This is a genomic window from Dongia deserti (assembly GCF_003574735.1).
Taxonomy (GTDB): Bacteria; Pseudomonadota; Alphaproteobacteria; order Dongiales; family Dongiaceae; genus Dongia_A; species Dongia_A deserti.
In genome coordinates, this window is sequence record NZ_QORW01000017.1 from 86,520 (window position 1) to 103,762 (window position 17,243).

Consider the following 17,243-nt stretch of genomic DNA (forward strand, 5'->3'; position numbering starts at 1 on the left):
AGGCTTCGGCTTTGATGCTGATATGTTGGCTGAAAATTGTTGACAATCTACAATACGACTGCCACGGTTCAAGCCAACGAAAACGCTGAAAAGCTCAATATTTCAGGGGATATCATGAACAAGCCAACCGACGTCCGGCTCACCCGCTATGTCGCGGCGTTCATCGCCGGGACCAAGTTCGATGATCTGCCGTCGGGCGTGGTGGAACTCGGGAAAAAGTCGATCCTGGACGGGCTCGGCCTGGCGTTGTCCGGCGCCGTGGCGCGCAGCGGCGAACTAGTGCGCAAGCACCTCGACAGCCTCAATCTGGCGGCGGGACCAGCGACCGTCATCGGCGGCAATCGCAAGGTGGCGCCGCGGTTTGCCGCCTTCGCCAACGGCGTCGGCATCCATGCGGACGATTACGACGACACCCAGCTCGCGGTCGCGCCGGATCGCGTCTATGGCCTGCTCACCCATCCGACCGCGCCGGCTCTGCCGGCCGCGCTTGCGATCGGCGAGATGAAAGGTGCGTCGGGCAAAGATGTGATGCTCGCCTACCATCTCGGCGTCGAAGTGGAGTGCAAGATCGCCGAGGCGATCGATCCGCGGCATTATCAGACCGGTTTCCACGCCACCGCCACCTGCGGCACCTTCGCCGCCGCTGCCGCATCCGCCAAGCTTATGGAGCTCGATGTCGAGGCGACTCAGCGCGCGCTCTCCATCGCCGGCAGCCAGTCGGCCGGCCTGCGCGAGAATTTCGGTACCATGACCAAGCCGTTCCACGCTGGCCGGTCGTCGGAGAGTGGCGTCGCGGCGGCCCAGTTCGCGGAACTCGGCTGGACCGCGACCGACAAGATCCTGGAGGCGCCGCGCGGCTTCTTCCGGGCCGCGGGCGGCGGGTTCGATCTCGGCGCCATCTACCAGCGGCTGGGCGCGCCATGGACATTCGCGGACCCTGGCGTTTCCATCAAGCCGCATCCGTCGGGTTCGCTCACGCACCCCGGCATGACCGAGATGCTGCGCCTGATCCGTGAGCATAAGATCCAGCCGCAGCAGGTGCGGCGCGTGCGGGTTGGCACCAACTCCAATATGCCCAACGCGCTGATCCATCACCGCCCGCACGACGAGCTGCAGGCCAAGTTCTCGATGGAATTCTGCATGGCCATCCTGCTGCTGCGCGGCCGCGCCGGCCTTAAGGAATTCACGGACGCGGTGGTGAACGAGCCCGACGTGAAGGCCATGATCGAGAAAGTCGATTTCGTGGTCGATGATGTCGCCGAGAGAGCCGGCTACCACAAGATGACGACGCTCATCGACATCGAGCTGACCGACGGCCGGAAGATCTCGGGCCGCGCGGATTTCGGCAAGGGCAGTCCGGCTAATCCCATGAGCTACGAGGAAGTCGCCGACAAGTTCCGCGAGAACGCCGATTTCGCCGGCATGCGCAAGTCGAACGCGGACGACATCGTCGAGCTGGTGCGCAACCTCGAAACGCTGCCGTCCATCGACAAGCTGACCGGCAGGCTCTTGCGTTTCGACTGATCCACCCCCACCCAATCCAACGGCGTTGTCCACGTCTGGAAAGTTGCTCGCATGACTGCCGCCCATCTGGTGATCGGAATCCTGAATGGCGACGATATTGGCCACGAAATCGTGCCTGCTTCGGTGGCGGTGGCCCGCGCCGCCGCGGCACGACACGACTTAAGGATAGATTGGCGCGCGATGCCGATCGGTCGCACGGCGCTGGACAGCCACAACTCGACGATGCCGGCCGGAACGCTCGAGGCATTGAGCAGGATGGATGGCTTCATCCTGGGACCGATCGGTCACCGTGACTATCCGAAGGTGCCGCAGGCGATCAACCCGCATCCGATCCTGCGCAAACACTTCAACCTGTTCGCCAATGTGCGGCCGACCCGATCCTTCCCCGGCCTCGGCGCACTACACGAGAGTGTCGACCTCGTCATCGTGCGCGAGAACAACGAAGGCTTCCAGCCGGACCGCAACGTGGTGGCGGGGTGTGGCGAGTTCCGCCCGACCGAGGACGTGACCATCTCCGTGCGTGTGATCACGCGAGCCGGCAGCGCGCGGGTGGCGCGCGCCGCGTTCGAGATCGCGCGGACCCGCAGCAAGCGGCTCACCGCCGTGCACAAGAACACGGTGTTCAAGCTCGGCTGCGGCATGTTCGTCGAGGAGTGCTACAAGGTGGCGAAGGAATTCCCGGATGTGACCCTCGACGAGGTGATCGTCGACACCTTCGCCATGCGCCTGGTGCGCGATCCGCAGAGCTTCGACGTGGTGGTGACCACCAACATGTTCGGCGACATCCTGACCGACGAGGCGGCCGGGCTGGTCGGCGGCCTCGGCATGGCGCCGGGCCTGTGCATCGGCGAAGGTAACATCGCGATGGCGCAGGCGACTCATGGCTCAGCCCCCGACATCGCCGGCAAGGGCATCGCAAACCCCTATGCCATGATCGAATCCACGCGCATGATGTTCGAGTGGCTCGGGCACAATCGCGGAATCGAGCCGGCCGTGGGCGCCGCCGCTTCGATGAAGCGCGGCATCGAGCACGCACTCGCCGATCCCACGACTCGCACCAGGGACATCCGCGGCACCGGCGATACGAACGACATGACCCGGGCCATCGTCGCCGCGATCGAGTCGGAGAAATGAGATGGGTGCGCATCGGATCGCCGTTATCGGCGGGGATGGGATCGGACCGGAGGTGATCGAGGCGGGGTGCCGCGTGCTCGATAGCCTGTCGGAGGTAGAACATGACCTGACCTTCAGTTTCCAGCGCTTCGACTGGGGGTCGGACTACTATCGCTGCCATGGGCACATGATGCCGGAGGATGGCCTGACGCAGCTGCGACCCTTCGATGCCATCTATTTCGGCGCGGTCGGCGATCCGCATCTGCCGGACGATGTCACGCTGTGGGGTTTGCGGCTCGCGATCTGCCAGGGCTTCGATCAGTACGCCAATGTTCGCCCCTCCAAGCTGCTGCCTGGCGTCATCGGACCATTGCGGCCGGAGCTGAGCGCTGGCATCGACTGGGTGATCGTGCGCGAGAACAGCGAGGGCGAGTATGCCGGCGTCGGGGGCCGGGCGCATCGCGGCTTGCCGATCGAGGTCGGCATGGACGTCGCGGTCTTCACGCGGGCCGGCATCGAGCGCGTCGCGCGCTTCGCCTGCGACCTCGCCCGCGCGCGACCGCGCAAGCTCCTGACCGTCGTCACCAAGTCCAACGCCCAGCGCCACGGCATGGTGCTGTGGGACGAGGTGTGCAGGGAGGTGATCCGCGACTATCCGGATCTCACTATCGACTGGATGCTCGTCGACGCCATGACCCAGCGCATGGTGAACAAGCCGGCCAGCATCGATACGGTCGTTGCCACCAACCTGCACGCGGACATTCTCACGGATCTGGCGGCAGCATTGTCGGGCTCGCTCGGCCTCGGTGCCACTGCCAACATCGATCCGTCACGCAAGTATCCGTCGATGTTCGAGCCAATTCACGGCTCGGCCTTCGACATCACCGCCAAAGGCGTCGCCAATCCGCTGGCATCCTTCTGGACCGCGGCGCTGATGCTGGACCATCTTGGTGAGCAGAGGGCATCCGCCCGCTTGATGTCGGCGATCACATCGGTGACCGGCAGGCGCGAGGTCGTGTCGCCGGACCTCGGCGGCAATGCCACCACGAAGCAGGTCACCGACGCGGTGATTGCAGCCGTCCGCGGCGTCAATGCTTGAGCGGCGGCGGTAGCACTACGTGGACTTAGCTGCTTCTGCTGTGTCGAAACGATCAGGCTGGCAATGAACGGTCTGTTAGACGCGCCAATAGGCATCCGTGGCGGTGTTCCGCGTATTTTCGGGTACGGGTCAATGGTTGCCACGAGATCGTCGAAGTCCGGCAGGTATCGGGCGATGCCTGGCATGTGTCCTTCAATGATGGGGCCAAGGGTCACTTTTACAGACATAGCATTCTTTCCGAGATGGATCTCGAGCCCGACCTCGGCCTGCCAAAGCGCATAGCGTGGGACAGTCAGTTAGGCCCTATCAATACGCTCACCTGGACCTCCGAATACGCGCCGGAGCGCTCGCTCGAGCAGATCGAGCACTTCCTGAAATATGGCTTCGTGGTCCTGCGCGAAGTCCCCACCAAACCAGGGTCAATTCTGGATGTGGCGCGTCGCTTCGGCTATCCGCGGGAGACCAATTTCGGCCTGCTGTTCGAGGTGAAGTCCATCCCCGAGGCCAACGACCTCGCCTATACCGGCCTTGGCCTCGATGCGCACACAGATAATCCCTACCGCGATCCGGTTCCCGGCGTACAGCTGCTGCATTGTCTTATCAATGAGTCCACCGGCGGCTTGTCCACGCTGGTCGATGGCTATGCGGTGGTCGAGAGGATCCGCGCAATCGATCCTGGCGCATACGAGATCCTGTCGAATATCCCCGTTCGATTTATCTTCAGGGACCTTGATGGGGACTACACCGACTACGCTCCCATTATCGAGCATGACCATGCCGGCACATTCTCTGGCATCAGGTTCAGTCCTCGTCTTGACTTCGTTCCTCTGCTGCCGCCTCAGGAACTGGATCGCTTCTATGCCGCGCGGCGCCTGCTCGATCGGGCACTTCGGTCCTCGGAGTTCGAGATCAAGTTTCTCCTGTCTCCCGGTGAGCTGGTCATGTTCGACAATCGCCGCCTCCTTCACGGCAGGACCGCGTTCGATCCCCGATCCGGTCTCCGGCATCTGCAAGGATGTTATATCGATCGGGATGCGATCGAGAGCCAGTACCGGGTTCTCTCTCGCAAACTGCAGGCGCGAGGCCCCAAGTGAACGTCGTCAGCTTCACTCAGATGCGAGATGGAACCTACGACGACTACAAGCTGCTCCGGAGCCTGGAACCCAAGCACTGGACCGGTACCGCCGCGAGGCTCCTGCGCGAACTGGAGCGCCAGGGAGAGGAAACCTACGAAGGCTACCAGATTACGCGGCTCGAACATGCGTTGCAGGCGGCGACGCGGGCCGTGCGTGATGGTGCCGACATCGACTGGATCGTATCGGCGTTACTTCATGATATTGGCGACGGGCTCGCCCCTCAGAACCATGATCGCTTTGCGGCCGAAATACTCCGCCCATACGTCCGTGAGGAATGCATCTGGACCGTCGAGCATCATGGCGTTTTCCAGATGTACTACTATGCCCATCACTATGGCTGGAACAGGAACGAACGCGAGAAATTCCGTGGGCATCCTCATTTCGAAGTGTGCGTCGCCTTCTGCGAAAGATGGGATCAATCGTCGTTTGACCCAAGCTATGCGCCGGAGCCATTGGGCTTCTTCGAACCAATGGTCAACCAGGTCTTCTCTCGAGAAGCTTACAAGCAATTGGGTCCGGCTTGATCGAGGACCAAGCTGTGCTTGTGTCGCATGTTGGTTTGGGTTCGGCTTGGCCGCGAGTGATGTGGCCCAATCAGCGCAATTGATGAAGCCGGTCATGAGTCCGAGGCCTGCAGCCGCTCGCCCAGGGCCACATGACCTGCGGGCATCGCCCTTGCTTCACAGCCGCGATCGCACGATCGACAAAGGCTACGAAGATGATCTGGTAAGTATCGGGCGAGCAAACGTGCATCATTATAGTGAGCGAAAAGAGGCAGAAGCTAGACCAGTGCCTCGGTCGCCCATGACCGGCCGGCGGCCGATGATTCAACAAGCCGCGTCGGTTGCTCCTTTGGTAATGCAGAACTTTCTCACTGACCAAGTTGAGGTGGGCATCGTCTTGCTACCGGGTTTTCCACTCTATGACCTGGCGGCGCTTTGTGACACATTCCGGGCTGCAAATAGGCGCGCAGGGCGCAATGTATTTGCTTACTATCTCATCAGCTTGGATGGGATGGCCGTCACCAGTTCGCTTGGCACCCAAGTGGGCGTACAAAAGGCTATCGAGGCGGCAGCTTTCCCGGACAATATCATACTCTTGTCCGATGGCGACCCTCCCAATATGAGCTACCTGAAGGCTTGGCTCTGTCGTGCCATAGCGCATAAGGCGTACGTGTTGGCGAGTGGCTCTGCCGTCATCTTGATGGCGAGTGCAGGTTTGCTGACTGGCAAGACCTGTGCCGTTCATTGGTCAGAACGGGACATCTTTGAGGAGCGATGGCCAGACCTTGCTTTGAGCAACAGATTATATGCGGTGCAGGATCGGCTTCTTACGTGTGCTGGCGGCAAGGTATTGATCGATTTCGCGCTGGCCTGCGTAGCGACAACGGTGAGCGCCAGCGTAGCTCGCCAGGTAGCAGATGTCCTCAATCACGATCGGATCCGCGCAAGCACGGAAAGTCAGCGTTCGGAAGCCGTTGTATTCGGGATTTGGAATCGCAACTTGATAGGAGCGATCCAGATTATCGATGCTAATCTTGCGGATCCGTTGAGCACTGATGAATTGGCGGCGGCTGTCGGTATCGGCCCGCGCCAGCTACAGCGCTTGTTCAAGATGCAATTCAAATTGTCACCCTGCAGGTTCACTTTGCGGCGCCGCCTGCTTAAGGCTCGGCGCCTAGTTCATCGAACAGACCTGAGCATTACGGAAGTCGGTATTGCCACCGGTTTTGTCTCGTTGTCGCATTTCTCTCGTGCCTATGCCAAAGCTTTTGGCCACAATCCGCGACGCGATCGCATGCGACTGGTATTGGACTAAGGCTGCAATCTTCGTGCGAGGTTTATCTCGTCATCGCTGTGGCCATCGGCGCTGTCGGGTGGCTGCGTTTGCTTTCTTCGTCGCCTTACGCCATGCCGTCAGAACGAGCGCTGACTAGCAAAAGACCGGCCGCCCAGTTGCATTCCATGGTCACATCGCACGTGGTCTGCAATTGGCACTAACGAGCCACTCTCTTGAGCAGGCACATGGTCTGCTATTGAACGCGTAACAGACGAGAGTATCTCATCTGTCTCGATGACGAGGTTTCGCGGGGTGGATGTGCTGTTCAAATGCTTCAAGTTCGGGAAGTGCGCTCTGATTGCCCAGCAGACAAAATTGCAAAGCACGGCATTGCTTAGACGACGTGGTTCCGTAAGCTCCCAGACTATCGCTACTTATCGCGGGAAGGGTTTACGTATGACGGTCGTGCTGACGGTATTGTAGGCTGCCAGGCCAAAAGGATTTCATGAAATCAAACCGCTTAGCTGTGTCGTTGATGATCGAGTGGGTAGGGGTACATAAACGTACTTTAAGCGCATGTCGGCGCACGGATTTCCGTGGTCTGTTTATTATGTGTAGCCGACGATCAATTGGGCGGCGATGCAAGTAGGCGAAAGCGAGAACAATTGACGGCATCTCCGTCGGCATATCCAACAAGCGACCGTGCGGGTTCGTAGTATAGTCTAAGTTAGATGGTTCGCTGGATTCGTGGTATTCCCGGAGGTGAGTTGTCACTTCTAGCGCATGCCGGCCGAGAGAGATCGGTCAGAGCCGATATAAGCGACTCAGTCCATCTCCTCGATATCACCGGGCCGCCAGGTCTTGGCGAACCAGGGATCCAGCGGTCCGTAGAGTCGCAGGATCGTGTTCCAGCTCTTGCCCGGTATTGTCTGAATCCAGTTGCTCTCTTTGCCGGCGGGCGGCCGCGGGCCGAAATAAACATCCACGGAGCCATCCGCATTGATCTGTAGATCGGCCTTCTGGCTGCTGATGCTCGGATATTGCTGGTCGGTCTGCAATTCAGAACGAGTCTGTCCGTCGTAGACGACGAACGACCAGAAGTTCTTCACCGGCGGGTTAGGCGGTATGCGAAGGCGATATGTCTTGGCGCCGTTGAGATATTCGCCCTTTGAATCGCGAAAGTTGACGGCGTATTGCGAGCCAACACCAACCATCTTGGCCGCCATCGCAGGCGTGACGCCAGTGGCGTAGTACATGAAACGGGTGCGCGCATCGAGATAGCGGGCGCCATCGATGAGGAACTCACTGCTGCCGCCGAGAAAGCCGACTTCCCAGTAGCTGCCGGGATAAAGAAGGAAGTTCTTGTCCCGATTGTCGAAAAGAATCGAGCGTGCGGTGGCGTTGCCGACTGCCGCCGCTTCGGTCAGGATCGCCTTCATCCTTTCGTCAGGGGCGAAGGGCTTGCCCCTCTCGATCCCGATCGAGGCGAGCAGCCCGAGCGTCTCCTGATCCAACGCCTCGGTCGGCTCCTCCGCGACAAGATGCGCGATCTCCTCGTAGAATTTGAAGTTGTTGGCGTGGATCGTGTTGAATGCCTTGCCTGATACGTTGACGAACTTCGTTTCAGGCGGGTTGCCTGCCTTCGCCAGCGGATATTGCCGCCATGATTTCTTGAAGCTCTCCACGGCCGGTTTCGGGTCGCCATTCACCAGGAACCCGCGTGCAAACAGCCAGTTGCCGAACGTCCGCGGCCGCGCGACGAAATAGCCCCCCGGTATGGGTCCGGTGAAACCGGGCGGCACGAACAGGAACTTTCCTCCTTTGCCGCGATCGGGACCGGCATTGCCCATGTCGGTCACATGCCGGAACCAGAAATCGTCGACGAACGCCAGGATGTTCGGCGGCGTCTCGACCACGACGGGTCCGTCCTTGAGGTCTAGCCAGCCGAAGACATAGACGGTCTCGGTATTCGGCGTCAGGAACAGCGACTTGGAGTCAGCCAGCGTCTCAAACACGGCAACCGTCTGGTTGTCCACGCCGACGCTGCGCAGGCCCTCGCGCATCGCATAGAGCGACGCGCCGGGCATGGTGTTGAGGAAGACCTCGACACCGCGCATGAAATCGAGATTATCGTACATCTTGGCGACAGTCGCCCTGTCCGGCAGGCCGTCGAAGAATTTCAGCGTGCCGAGGCGAGTCTCGACGGTGTCCGGTGTCGTAATCTCAGGCGGAATATCGGTCGCCATCCTCGGCTTGGCCTGGGCCATTGCCGAACCAGCGGCGCCGAGCACCAACATCATCGATATGCTGGCGCGCAGCAGTACCTGTAGAGTCATGATGCTTCTCCTTGAATCGTACAAAGTGCAGCGACTATTCGATCAGCTCGAAATCGCCTGGCTTCCAGCTCCTGTCGAACCAGGGCTCGAGCGGTGCGTAGAGCCGCAGCAGCGAGTTCCAGCCTTTGCCGGGCATCGTCTGCACCCAGTTGCCCTCGTGCCCTGCCGGCGCTTTTGGGCCGAACCACACTGTCACCGATCCATCCGCATTGGTCTTCACAGTGGGCAGCGTGCTGTCGAGCCCGGCGAGCTTCTGGTCGGTTTCCAGCATCGATCGTGTTTGCCCGTCATAGACAGTGAAGGACCAGAAGTTTCCGGCCGGAATCGGGGCGGGCAGCGTAATCCTGTAGGTCTTGCTGCCGTCGAGGTACCGACCCTGGGAGTCACGTGCCGCGATGGCATAGGCCGATCCGGTGCCGGGCTTGGCGACAGCCATCGCCGGCGTTACGCCCGTGGCATAGTAGTGGAACAGCGTGCGTGCATCGAGCACACGCTCGGCGCCTTGGGCGAACTCGTGGCTTACACCGGCGAAGACCGAGAACCACTGCCGGTCTGGATAGAACTTCGTGGCCTCGTTGCGCGAGGCAAACACGATCGCGCGCGCCGTCGCATTGGCGACCGCGACGGCATCGACCAGGATCGCCTTCATCCGCTCGTCGGGCGCAAAAGGCTTGCCCTTCTTGATTCCGATTGAAGCAAAGAGCCCGACAGTTTCTGGATCGACGAAGTCGGCCGGCTCGGCTTGCACCACGGCGTCGAGTTCCTCGTAGAAATGAAAGTTGTTGGCGTGGATTGTGTTGAACTGCACGCCCGAGATGTTGACGAATTTCTGCTCGGGCGGGCTTGCGGCTTCCGCAAGGGAATACATCCGGGCATTATCCTTGACGTTCTTGACGGCGCCGGCGATGTCGCCGTTCTGAACAAAGGCGCGATAGAAGGCGACGTGGTTGTTCGTCTTGGTATGCGTGATGAAATAGCCGTCCTTGGGGAGCGCCCCGGCATAGCCGGGAGGCACCAAAAGGTACTTGCCGCCCTTGCCCTGGTCGGGGCCGGTCAGGCCGACATCGGACACGAAACGGAAATAGGCGTCCTGGATTGGTCCCAATACACCCACCGGCACATCGAGCACCATCGGCCCCTCGTTGAGGTCGAGGCACATGATGACGTAGACGGTTGTGGAGTTCGGCGTAAGGAACAGCGAGCGCGCATCCATCAGGTCTTCGGTGATGCCGATTTCCCTGTTTCTTTTGACGCCGACCTCGCTCATGCCTTCGCATACGCCATAGACCGAGGCAGCGGGCATGCCGGTCAGGAAGGCCTCGACGCCGCGCCCGAAATCGAGGTTGTCGTAGACTTTCTTGACGGTCTCCTCATCGGGCAAACCGTCGAAGAATCTAAGGGTGCCGATGCGCGTTTCGACAGTGTCGGGTGTCTGGATCGACGGCGGCACGTTGGCGGAATATTTTGGCTTTGCGTCCTGCGCCTGAACCAATGTAGGCAGCCATAGAAGCACCATCGATGCAAGGGGGGCCGCGACCCGCAGGCCCATTGTTCTTGTCGCCCTCATCGTTTCCTCCAGTTGATCTGTTCGGGTCGAGAAACACGGTGACTTCGGCAGTGAGTGCCGGTCCAGGAAGAGACATCAGCAAGGCGAAGTGCACAGGCGCTACTACGCGGCAATATGAACCCCGCCTATTACACCCGTCTTCAAGTCCGCCTCAGGTCGACTGGCGTGAGACGTCAAATCCTCTTATCCAGACGTAACGGTGGTCGGCGCTTCAGGCGTGGAATAGCCGGGAGGCGTGCTTTGCCAAGGAATGCCCTCGATGCCCATCTTTCGCCCCATCTCGAATTTCCGGTTCATCTCTTCTTTGTTAAACTCCTCGGTGGTCAGGGGCTGGTCACCGCGCGGAATGGTGACATAGCGGAATTCGACGTCGTCCTGCAGCGAACCGAGGTAGAGGCGGTAGAGGTCGTTGATGCCGGAGACCTTGATGAGCGTGGCGATGGCGCGCGCAGAGATGCTGCCAAGCCCCCGAGCGACTGGCGACGGGACTGCGTCGATGCGGCCATTGCGAATCACATAAAGACGCTGCTCGATTTGGCCGCTGAAGTCCGGATTGGCGTCCCGGATCGCGGCGGGCAGATCGACGACGGCACCCACGCCGAAAGCCTGGAAGAAAACCCCGCCATCGACATGCATTTCGTCATAGATCTTACCGTCGATCGTTACCTTCATGAGGACGGGCGGAAAGAACGCGGGAATGGACGACGATGCGACCAGAATCTCTCGGAACAGCGCCAACCTGCCGGGGTTCTTGCTGGACGCAATCGCTCCCATGTCCCAGATCACAGGCTGCTCTTCATCGAGATTGGTCGTCGCTACGTACAGCCGCCGGCCCTTCGCATGCTCGGCGGCGATCGCATCCAGCACATCCTCGCTTACATATTTGGCCACGATCTGCCGCAGTGGAGCGGTGTCGGCGAGCGCCTCCGCCCAGGGCAGCATGATCATGTCGCGCAGCACGAAGACATGGGCGGCGTCGATCGTCGTGTAGGCTTCTTTCAGCTTCGCGTCGTAATCCGAGCCCAGGAAAGCCAGAGGCGCAATCAGCGAGCCGGTGCTGACGCCGGTGACAAACTTGAACTTGGGCCGGTCGCCATGCGCGCTCCACCCGTTCAGCAAGCCTGCGCCAAACGCGCCGTCTGAACCGCCCCCGGACACAGCGAGATAATCATAACGGCGACCGCCATCCGGCAAGGTTTCGTAGTTGTCGGGCGTCTCGCCGACAAAGGCTTGGCGGATCGCATCGGCGACCGGCTTGCTATCCGCCAGCGGCGTGTATCGAATTGATGTGAATTCGCCGATCCGGGCGTCCGCCATCCGGGCGGAGGGCGCCGGGTCGCGCAGCAATGTGCTGCAACCCGACAGCACAATGACCAGTGACAGAGCCGCAACACGCGATAAGCGCAACATAGTCACAGCTTTCCCCTCGTTCAGATCAAAGTGCCGAAGATTCACGAAGCCCCTTTTACGCCGGAGCGGCATGAGTCATTTCACGACATAACCGCTGCCTTGCATGCAGGCGGCAAAAGCGCTGTTGTAATTGGCCAAGTCAGCCTGATACTGCGCTTGTGCCTGTTGGTTGCCTTGCGCCTGCTGACGACGTTCCTGATTGCGACGCATGAAGCCGGCGGTGGCGCCCATTGCGGCTCCGGCCGCCGCACCTTTGCCCGCGTCGTTGTTCATGATTTCGCCGCCGATGGCACCCAGCGCCGCGCCGCGCGCTGCGCCGCCGACCACTCCTGGGCTCGAATAGCCGCTGCTGTAATATTCCGGCGGCGTCGAATAGGGCGAGACGCCGGTTTGCTGTTGCGCCCAGCCGCGGCATTGCGTCTCGTCGGCAGCCTGCTGTTCCATGCTCTGTCCGGAGGCAGGATAGATGATGGGTGCATTGGCCAGTGCATCCGGGCTGTCGAACAGCAGCGCCGTAGCGAGCAAGGTCACCGCTCCGCGGAGCCGCAACAACCGGTATGGTCTTTTCATGCGATTTCTCCCTTGGACCCGCTCAATCATGGCAACCTGTAGATGAGCTTTGGCCACACGATGATTCCGCCAGCGGATTCCTGGATGATATTGCCGTCGCCCATGGCGAAATCCTTCAGGCCGCTCCGGATGGTCACCGGCCCGCCGCCGGTGATTCCCTTGAAGCGTTCGGTTCCCGCCGTGAACTTGAAATCCCCGTCGCAGCCGACCAGATGGACCCCCTGGCATGAGATCTCTCCATAGGCGCGAGCACCGTCCTGGGCCGTGATCGTACAGCGTCCCTTGGCCTGTTGCGTGCCATCCAGAATGTTGACATCGACGATGGCCGGGCAGGTCATGAAACCTGCATTGATCGGACCTTTGTCGCTCTCGACGAAGATCATTCCTGTGAATGATCCGACGAACGTCGCGCGATCCGGGCCGGTTTCAAACATCTGACCACGTCCCTGCCAGGCGGAGAAGGCCTTGATGGTCTGCTCGGTCTCAGCAGCCGCTGGCGCCGCCAATATTGCCGCTCCTAACAATATTGCCGACAAGCCAGTGCATTTACGTGACTTCATGGTATGTCTCCTTGATTCAATCGAAGTCGATGTAGACGGCATCGCCGCCCAATGAGAGAGCGAGACCGGTTCGTTTGGCCTTGAGATGGATCGCCACGCCGCGCGCGTTCTGCAGCCACAGTTCGCCGGTACTGAGCGACCCGACAGCGAGGCCGTAGCGCGCCTGGACATATGCGCCGGAAAAATCTGCGAGGTTGTGCAGGTTGTAGACGGTGCCGGTCGCCTCCATCTTGGAAACACCGAAGCCGCCGACGCCCAATCCGCCGACGGTGAATCCGTACTTGCTGCCGCCGGCGACCAGCGTCCCGCCACCCAGATTGCCGCTGCCGATGAAGGCAATCTGCACCTGTTCGATGGTTACAGTGCCCGACTGAACCGGATTCGCCGCTGCTGCTGGCCAAGCAAACGCGAGGCCGAGACAGGCCAGCGTCGCAGCGGTAAACCGGCGCCGCGTCACTCCGTCGATGGTATGGGGAACTGCCAGCTGTCTTGTTTCTGCAGGCATGTATGCTGCCTCCCTTCGGTTAAAAGCGAATGACGGCGCCGAGTACGGGGCCGGACATTTCCACGTCGAATACGAACCCGTTGCGTTCGTAGTCTTCTTCGAGATGCCGATACCCAGCGACGGCGGAGATGCTGTCGTTGAACTGGTACCCAACGCCACCGAAGACATCCCAGAAAAAGTCCGAAGCAGCACCGAACCCGCCGATCTGCACGACGCCGTTAAGGAAGATGCCGTTGCCGAACTGGTAGCGCGCTTTGGCTCCGATCATCGGATCGAGCCAATTCTCGTTGTGCTCCCGCTCCTGGTCGGCCAACAGGCCGCCGTCCAGGGTGAGCCTGGTATCGACAGACCAGACACGGACTCCTGCCATCACGTCGATAAACGTGCCGCCATCATCGAACGCGCGATAGGCGCCAGCAAAGGTCCCGATGAAGGTTTCCTGATCAACGTCAATATTGTCGAAAAGAATCCCCGCTGGTGTGTCCGCATCGGCGCTCAGGTTGATGTATAGGATGTCCGAGAACGCAGCCCAGCGGCGATAGCGAAGCTCAGTGGACACCATGATGCCGATATCGAGGTTCTCAAGCAGATCTTGAAAGCTGGCGTCCACTCCTACCGGCGGCAGGCCTGGCAAGCTCGCTACCGTTCCCTTCATCCCCGCGGCCCAGGCATAGGGCGCAATGGACAGGGACCAATCGTCGATCGGCGCGAGATTGCCATCAACGTCATCTGCCGATGCCGATGTAGCCATAGCCATTAGTACGAGCCCGGTCATTCGCCAGCTTGCCTCCCAGCAACGAATCATTCGCTGGACTCTGCGAATGCCTCGGAGAGCTCTCCGGCGAGCTCCGTCACCAGGCTTCGGTATTCCAGCATCTTTTCTCCATCCTGCGGCAGGTTTCGCTTTTCCATGATGGTCAAAGTCTCCGCTGCCAACATGTAGTCCTCGCAGAGGCTACGGAAGCGCTCGCTCCGTATCACAAGCGCTTTGACTGCCGCCTCCTGGCCTGGAAACAGGGTGGTGACGATGGCGATGTGCGACGCGAGTGCAGACACCGGAACTCCCACATCACTGACCGCAACGATGGCTCGTGCTTTCAAGGTGGAGGGTGGCGCAAACTCGCCTGAAGGGGAGGTACGTTACGGTAACAGCAGGGCGGTGTTCGTGCGACAGCGAGGAGGGGTGCGCGTCATTCGTGTGTCGCGTCGCTTAGTGCGAGCATTCAGCTGGGCATTCGCAACGCGGGTCGCCCGGAGACACTCCAGATTGTTACCCCTGGTCCCCGCGTCGGCACGCGAAATCATCAGGAAGATCCAACTGGGTAAGGACAGGCAGCGAATGGACGCGCTTGGCCTCATGACGCTCTATGAGCTTCTTTTCCGGACAAGCTGACGCCGAAATCGCCAGTGAAGTGGGACATGTTACGGTATCAGAGACGCGCTACGTCGCTGAATACATGATGAAATTTCTTAGAACGCGCGCCGGAATGGCGGTCGGGTGGCTGGCAATCTCATTATATTGTCATTCAAAAGGACGCTGTATCTTCGATATCCCGCCTGATAATGTTCCTGTCGGTGCTTCTGCATCTGCCGATTGAGTCGGTTTCACTTAACTTGAATCCGGACTTCATGATGGGGGTAGAACTACAGAGCGAAGGTGCGGGGCCGGGCATCGCCCAAGTGCCGGCATCGGCGGTCCTTGACCAACTCGAACGGATGGTTGCGAGTGCCGCATTCGACGTTTCAGACCGCCATCGAAACTTCCTCTCCTATGTGGTGCGCGAAAAGCTGCAGGGCCATGCCGACCGGATCAAGGCCTATAGTATCGCAACGTCGGTATTGGGGCGCGAAGCTGATTTTGATCCACAGGTCGATCCCATCGTTCGCATCGAAGCTGGGCGCTTGCGCCGTGCGCTCGACCACTATTATCTCACGTCCGGAGCAACCGATCCTGTCCTCATCACGATTCCGAAGGGGTCGTACGTTCCCACTTTCGAGGTCAACGCGCCGTCGCGACCAGATCCGGATCCGATCGTGCATGACCCTTCCCACGTTGCCGATCCGCATGAAGCAGCTGTCCCGGTAATCACGGTTCGAAATCGACCTGTGTTGGTGGCCATTGCCGCGCTGATCTTCGTTGTTGGAATTGCAATTGCCGCGGCGTGGTACGTTTACTCGCGGCCGGAGCCAAGTTCCGTTGAAGCTTGGCATGGTCCTGTAATCCTCGTTCTGCCGTTTACTTCTGAAGGTCAATCGTCTCGCCCCGATGTGGCGGCCGGCTTGACGCGAGAGGTCATCAGCGGGCTCACGCGCTTTAACGACCTGATGGTTTTCGGACCGGAAACCAGTTTCCGTCAGCCCCTCTCTCAAGACGTAGGAGCTTCCGCCGCGAAGCTCGGAGCAGACTATCTGGTGACTGGCACGACGACAGCACTTGCCGAGAGCTTCCGTGCCTCGGTCGCACTCATCGATGCTGAGACGGGGCAATATGTCTGGTCGGGAACCTTTAGAGGCCGGCTGGTGCCGGAGGACCTGTTTGCAACCGAAGACCAGATTGCCACGGAGATCGTCCAGATTCTGGCGCAGCCCTATGGTGTCATATTCGGCGACCAGGTCAAGGAATTGAGGGCCGGTGCGCCAAGCTCCTTGTCGTCATATGAATGCGTGCTGCAGTTCCTCCAGTACTGGAAAAAGGCCGATCGGCAGCAGTTCGCCGGCATTCGCCACTGCCTTGAGCATGCGATTGTTGAGGATCCTAGCTACGCGCTGGCGCATTCCAAGCTTGCGTTGCTGTATTGCGACGCCGCTCGTTACGGGTTCGATCGGAGCAAGATCTCGTTCGATCCCTTGGCGCGCGCCTTCGAACTTGCCAACCGGGCTGTCGAGCTGGAGCCGCGCTCCGCTCACGGCTACCAGGCGCTGCACCTCATCTACTGGCTCCGGAACGATGTCGATTCCAGCCTTCGCGCGGCGGAACAGGGCCTGGAGCTTAATCCCAATGACACGGAGTTGATGGCGGACCTCGGCGGCCGCGCCTACGTTGCCGGCCAATGGGAAAGGTACGCGCTGATCACAGAGGCAATGGCGCGAAACCCCGCCCTGAGCGACTTCTATCGTGTTGCGACCTATCTTCACGCCTATCGCAGTGGGGATTATCGAAAGGCCTTGACTGAAGCCAAACGCATCAACCTGGCGAACATCTCGTACGGTTATATCGCGATCGCCGCCGCGGCTGGCCAACTTGGCCACAGGACGGAGGCTGAAGAGGCCGTCCGCAAGATTCTGGAGCTTGATCCGGCCTTTACAGAACATGCGGTTGCATTCTTCAAGAAGCACAACCTACACCCGGAACTCACGCGCGGGCTCGTCGATGGCCTCCGCAAGGCCGGGATGAACATACTCGGCCAAGATATCTGATACCGCTCTGCAACGCAGCGGTGGCGACTCTTGTCACGAGATCGTCGCTTTAGCTTGAGATGTTACGGTAACGTACTCCATCGGCGCGATCCTCCGGACTACGAATGGCGTCGGAAAGGATCGTTGTCGCGGATCATCGCAGCACGCGCCGCTACCGAGACCGCTGGGAACGGATTTGAGCAGTGTCGAGCGGCCCTTCCGGCGCTCGACGGCAAGGACGCCTGCCG

At 60.2% G+C, this 17,243-nt stretch carries 16 protein-coding genes; 8 read left to right on the forward strand and 8 right to left on the reverse strand.

Annotated features, from left to right (window positions below; genetic code table 11):
* Nucleotides 1–114 precede the first annotated feature (114 nt).
* From DTX69_RS23015 to DTX69_RS23040, 6 genes are all read left to right on the forward strand, one after another.
* Nucleotides 115–1,524 carry an MmgE/PrpD family protein gene (locus DTX69_RS23015; protein ID WP_119303960.1) on the forward strand — a complete coding sequence of 470 codons (1,410 nt, stop codon included), beginning with the start codon at nucleotides 115–117 and terminating at the stop codon, nucleotides 1,522–1,524.
* A gap of 51 nt (nucleotides 1,525–1,575) precedes the next feature.
* The gene (locus DTX69_RS23020; protein ID WP_119303927.1) at nucleotides 1,576–2,658 is read left to right on the forward strand and encodes an isocitrate/isopropylmalate dehydrogenase family protein; all 1,083 of its coding nucleotides are present in this window, start codon (nucleotides 1,576–1,578) and stop codon (nucleotides 2,656–2,658) included.
* A 1-nt stretch (nucleotide 2,659) separates the two neighbouring features.
* The gene (locus DTX69_RS23025) at nucleotides 2,660–3,736 is read left to right on the forward strand and encodes a tartrate dehydrogenase (RefSeq protein WP_119303928.1); all 1,077 of its coding nucleotides are present in this window, start codon (nucleotides 2,660–2,662) and stop codon (nucleotides 3,734–3,736) included.
* Nucleotides 3,737–3,978: 242 nt separating this feature from the next.
* Nucleotides 3,979–4,830 carry a TauD/TfdA family dioxygenase gene (locus DTX69_RS23030; protein ID WP_119303929.1) on the forward strand — a complete coding sequence of 284 codons (852 nt, stop codon included), beginning with the start codon at nucleotides 3,979–3,981 and terminating at the stop codon, nucleotides 4,828–4,830.
* Nucleotides 4,827–5,396, forward strand: a complete 570-nt coding sequence (locus DTX69_RS23035; RefSeq protein WP_284736005.1) for an HD domain-containing protein — start codon at nucleotides 4,827–4,829, stop codon at nucleotides 5,394–5,396. Before DTX69_RS23030 ends, DTX69_RS23035 begins: the two co-directional genes overlap by 4 nt.
* A gap of 298 nt (nucleotides 5,397–5,694) precedes the next feature.
* Nucleotides 5,695–6,690: a GlxA family transcriptional regulator gene (locus DTX69_RS23040; RefSeq protein ID WP_162917486.1), complete on the forward strand. Its 996-nt coding sequence runs from the start codon at nucleotides 5,695–5,697 to the stop codon at nucleotides 6,688–6,690.
* Nucleotides 6,691–7,475: 785 nt separating this feature from the next.
* On the opposite strand, the gene DTX69_RS23045 is transcribed toward DTX69_RS23040, so the two are convergent.
* The 8 genes from DTX69_RS23045 to DTX69_RS23080 form a co-directional block, all read right to left on the reverse strand.
* Nucleotides 7,476–8,987 (reverse strand): DUF1254 domain-containing protein, encoded by a 1,512-nt coding sequence (locus tag DTX69_RS23045; RefSeq protein WP_119303931.1) that lies wholly within the window; start codon nucleotides 8,985–8,987, stop codon nucleotides 7,476–7,478.
* Nucleotides 8,988–9,021: 34 nt separating this feature from the next.
* Nucleotides 9,022–10,554, reverse strand: coding sequence for a DUF1254 domain-containing protein (locus DTX69_RS23050; RefSeq protein ID WP_119303932.1), 1,533 nt, complete (start codon nucleotides 10,552–10,554; stop codon nucleotides 9,022–9,024).
* A gap of 183 nt (nucleotides 10,555–10,737) precedes the next feature.
* Nucleotides 10,738–12,036 (reverse strand): patatin-like phospholipase family protein, encoded by a 1,299-nt coding sequence (locus tag DTX69_RS23055; RefSeq protein ID WP_119303933.1) that lies wholly within the window; start codon nucleotides 12,034–12,036, stop codon nucleotides 10,738–10,740.
* A 3-nt stretch (nucleotides 12,037–12,039) separates the two neighbouring features.
* Nucleotides 12,040–12,564 carry a glycine zipper domain-containing protein gene (locus DTX69_RS23060; protein ID WP_284736006.1) on the reverse strand — a complete coding sequence of 175 codons (525 nt, stop codon included), beginning with the start codon at nucleotides 12,562–12,564 and terminating at the stop codon, nucleotides 12,040–12,042.
* Complete coding sequence (locus DTX69_RS23065) at nucleotides 12,561–13,136, reverse strand: hypothetical protein (protein WP_284736007.1); 576 nt, start codon at nucleotides 13,134–13,136, stop codon at nucleotides 12,561–12,563. Before DTX69_RS23065 ends, DTX69_RS23060 begins: the two co-directional genes overlap by 4 nt.
* On the reverse strand, nucleotides 13,111–13,599 hold the full coding sequence (locus DTX69_RS23070) for a hypothetical protein (protein ID WP_162917488.1): 489 nt from the start codon (nucleotides 13,597–13,599) through the stop codon (nucleotides 13,111–13,113). The genes DTX69_RS23065 and DTX69_RS23070 overlap by 26 nt, the downstream gene beginning before the upstream one ends.
* A gap of 19 nt (nucleotides 13,600–13,618) precedes the next feature.
* On the reverse strand, nucleotides 13,619–14,374 hold the full coding sequence (locus DTX69_RS23075) for a hypothetical protein (protein WP_162917489.1): 756 nt from the start codon (nucleotides 14,372–14,374) through the stop codon (nucleotides 13,619–13,621).
* Nucleotides 14,375–14,400: 26 nt separating this feature from the next.
* A complete protein-coding gene (locus DTX69_RS23080) occupies nucleotides 14,401–14,655 on the reverse strand; it encodes a hypothetical protein (RefSeq protein WP_119303938.1) in 255 nt (84 codons plus the stop codon).
* Nucleotides 14,656–14,966: 311 nt separating this feature from the next.
* Here DTX69_RS23080 and DTX69_RS30360 point away from each other — a divergent pair, with 311 nt between their 5' ends.
* Both DTX69_RS30360 and DTX69_RS23085 read left to right on the forward strand, forming a co-directional pair.
* On the forward strand, nucleotides 14,967–15,197 hold the full coding sequence (locus DTX69_RS30360; protein ID WP_162917490.1) for a hypothetical protein: 231 nt from the start codon (nucleotides 14,967–14,969) through the stop codon (nucleotides 15,195–15,197).
* Nucleotides 15,163–17,016: a tetratricopeptide repeat protein gene (locus DTX69_RS23085; RefSeq protein WP_119303939.1), complete on the forward strand. Its 1,854-nt coding sequence runs from the start codon at nucleotides 15,163–15,165 to the stop codon at nucleotides 17,014–17,016. Before DTX69_RS30360 ends, DTX69_RS23085 begins: the two co-directional genes overlap by 35 nt.
* Nucleotides 17,017–17,243 lie beyond the last annotated feature (227 nt).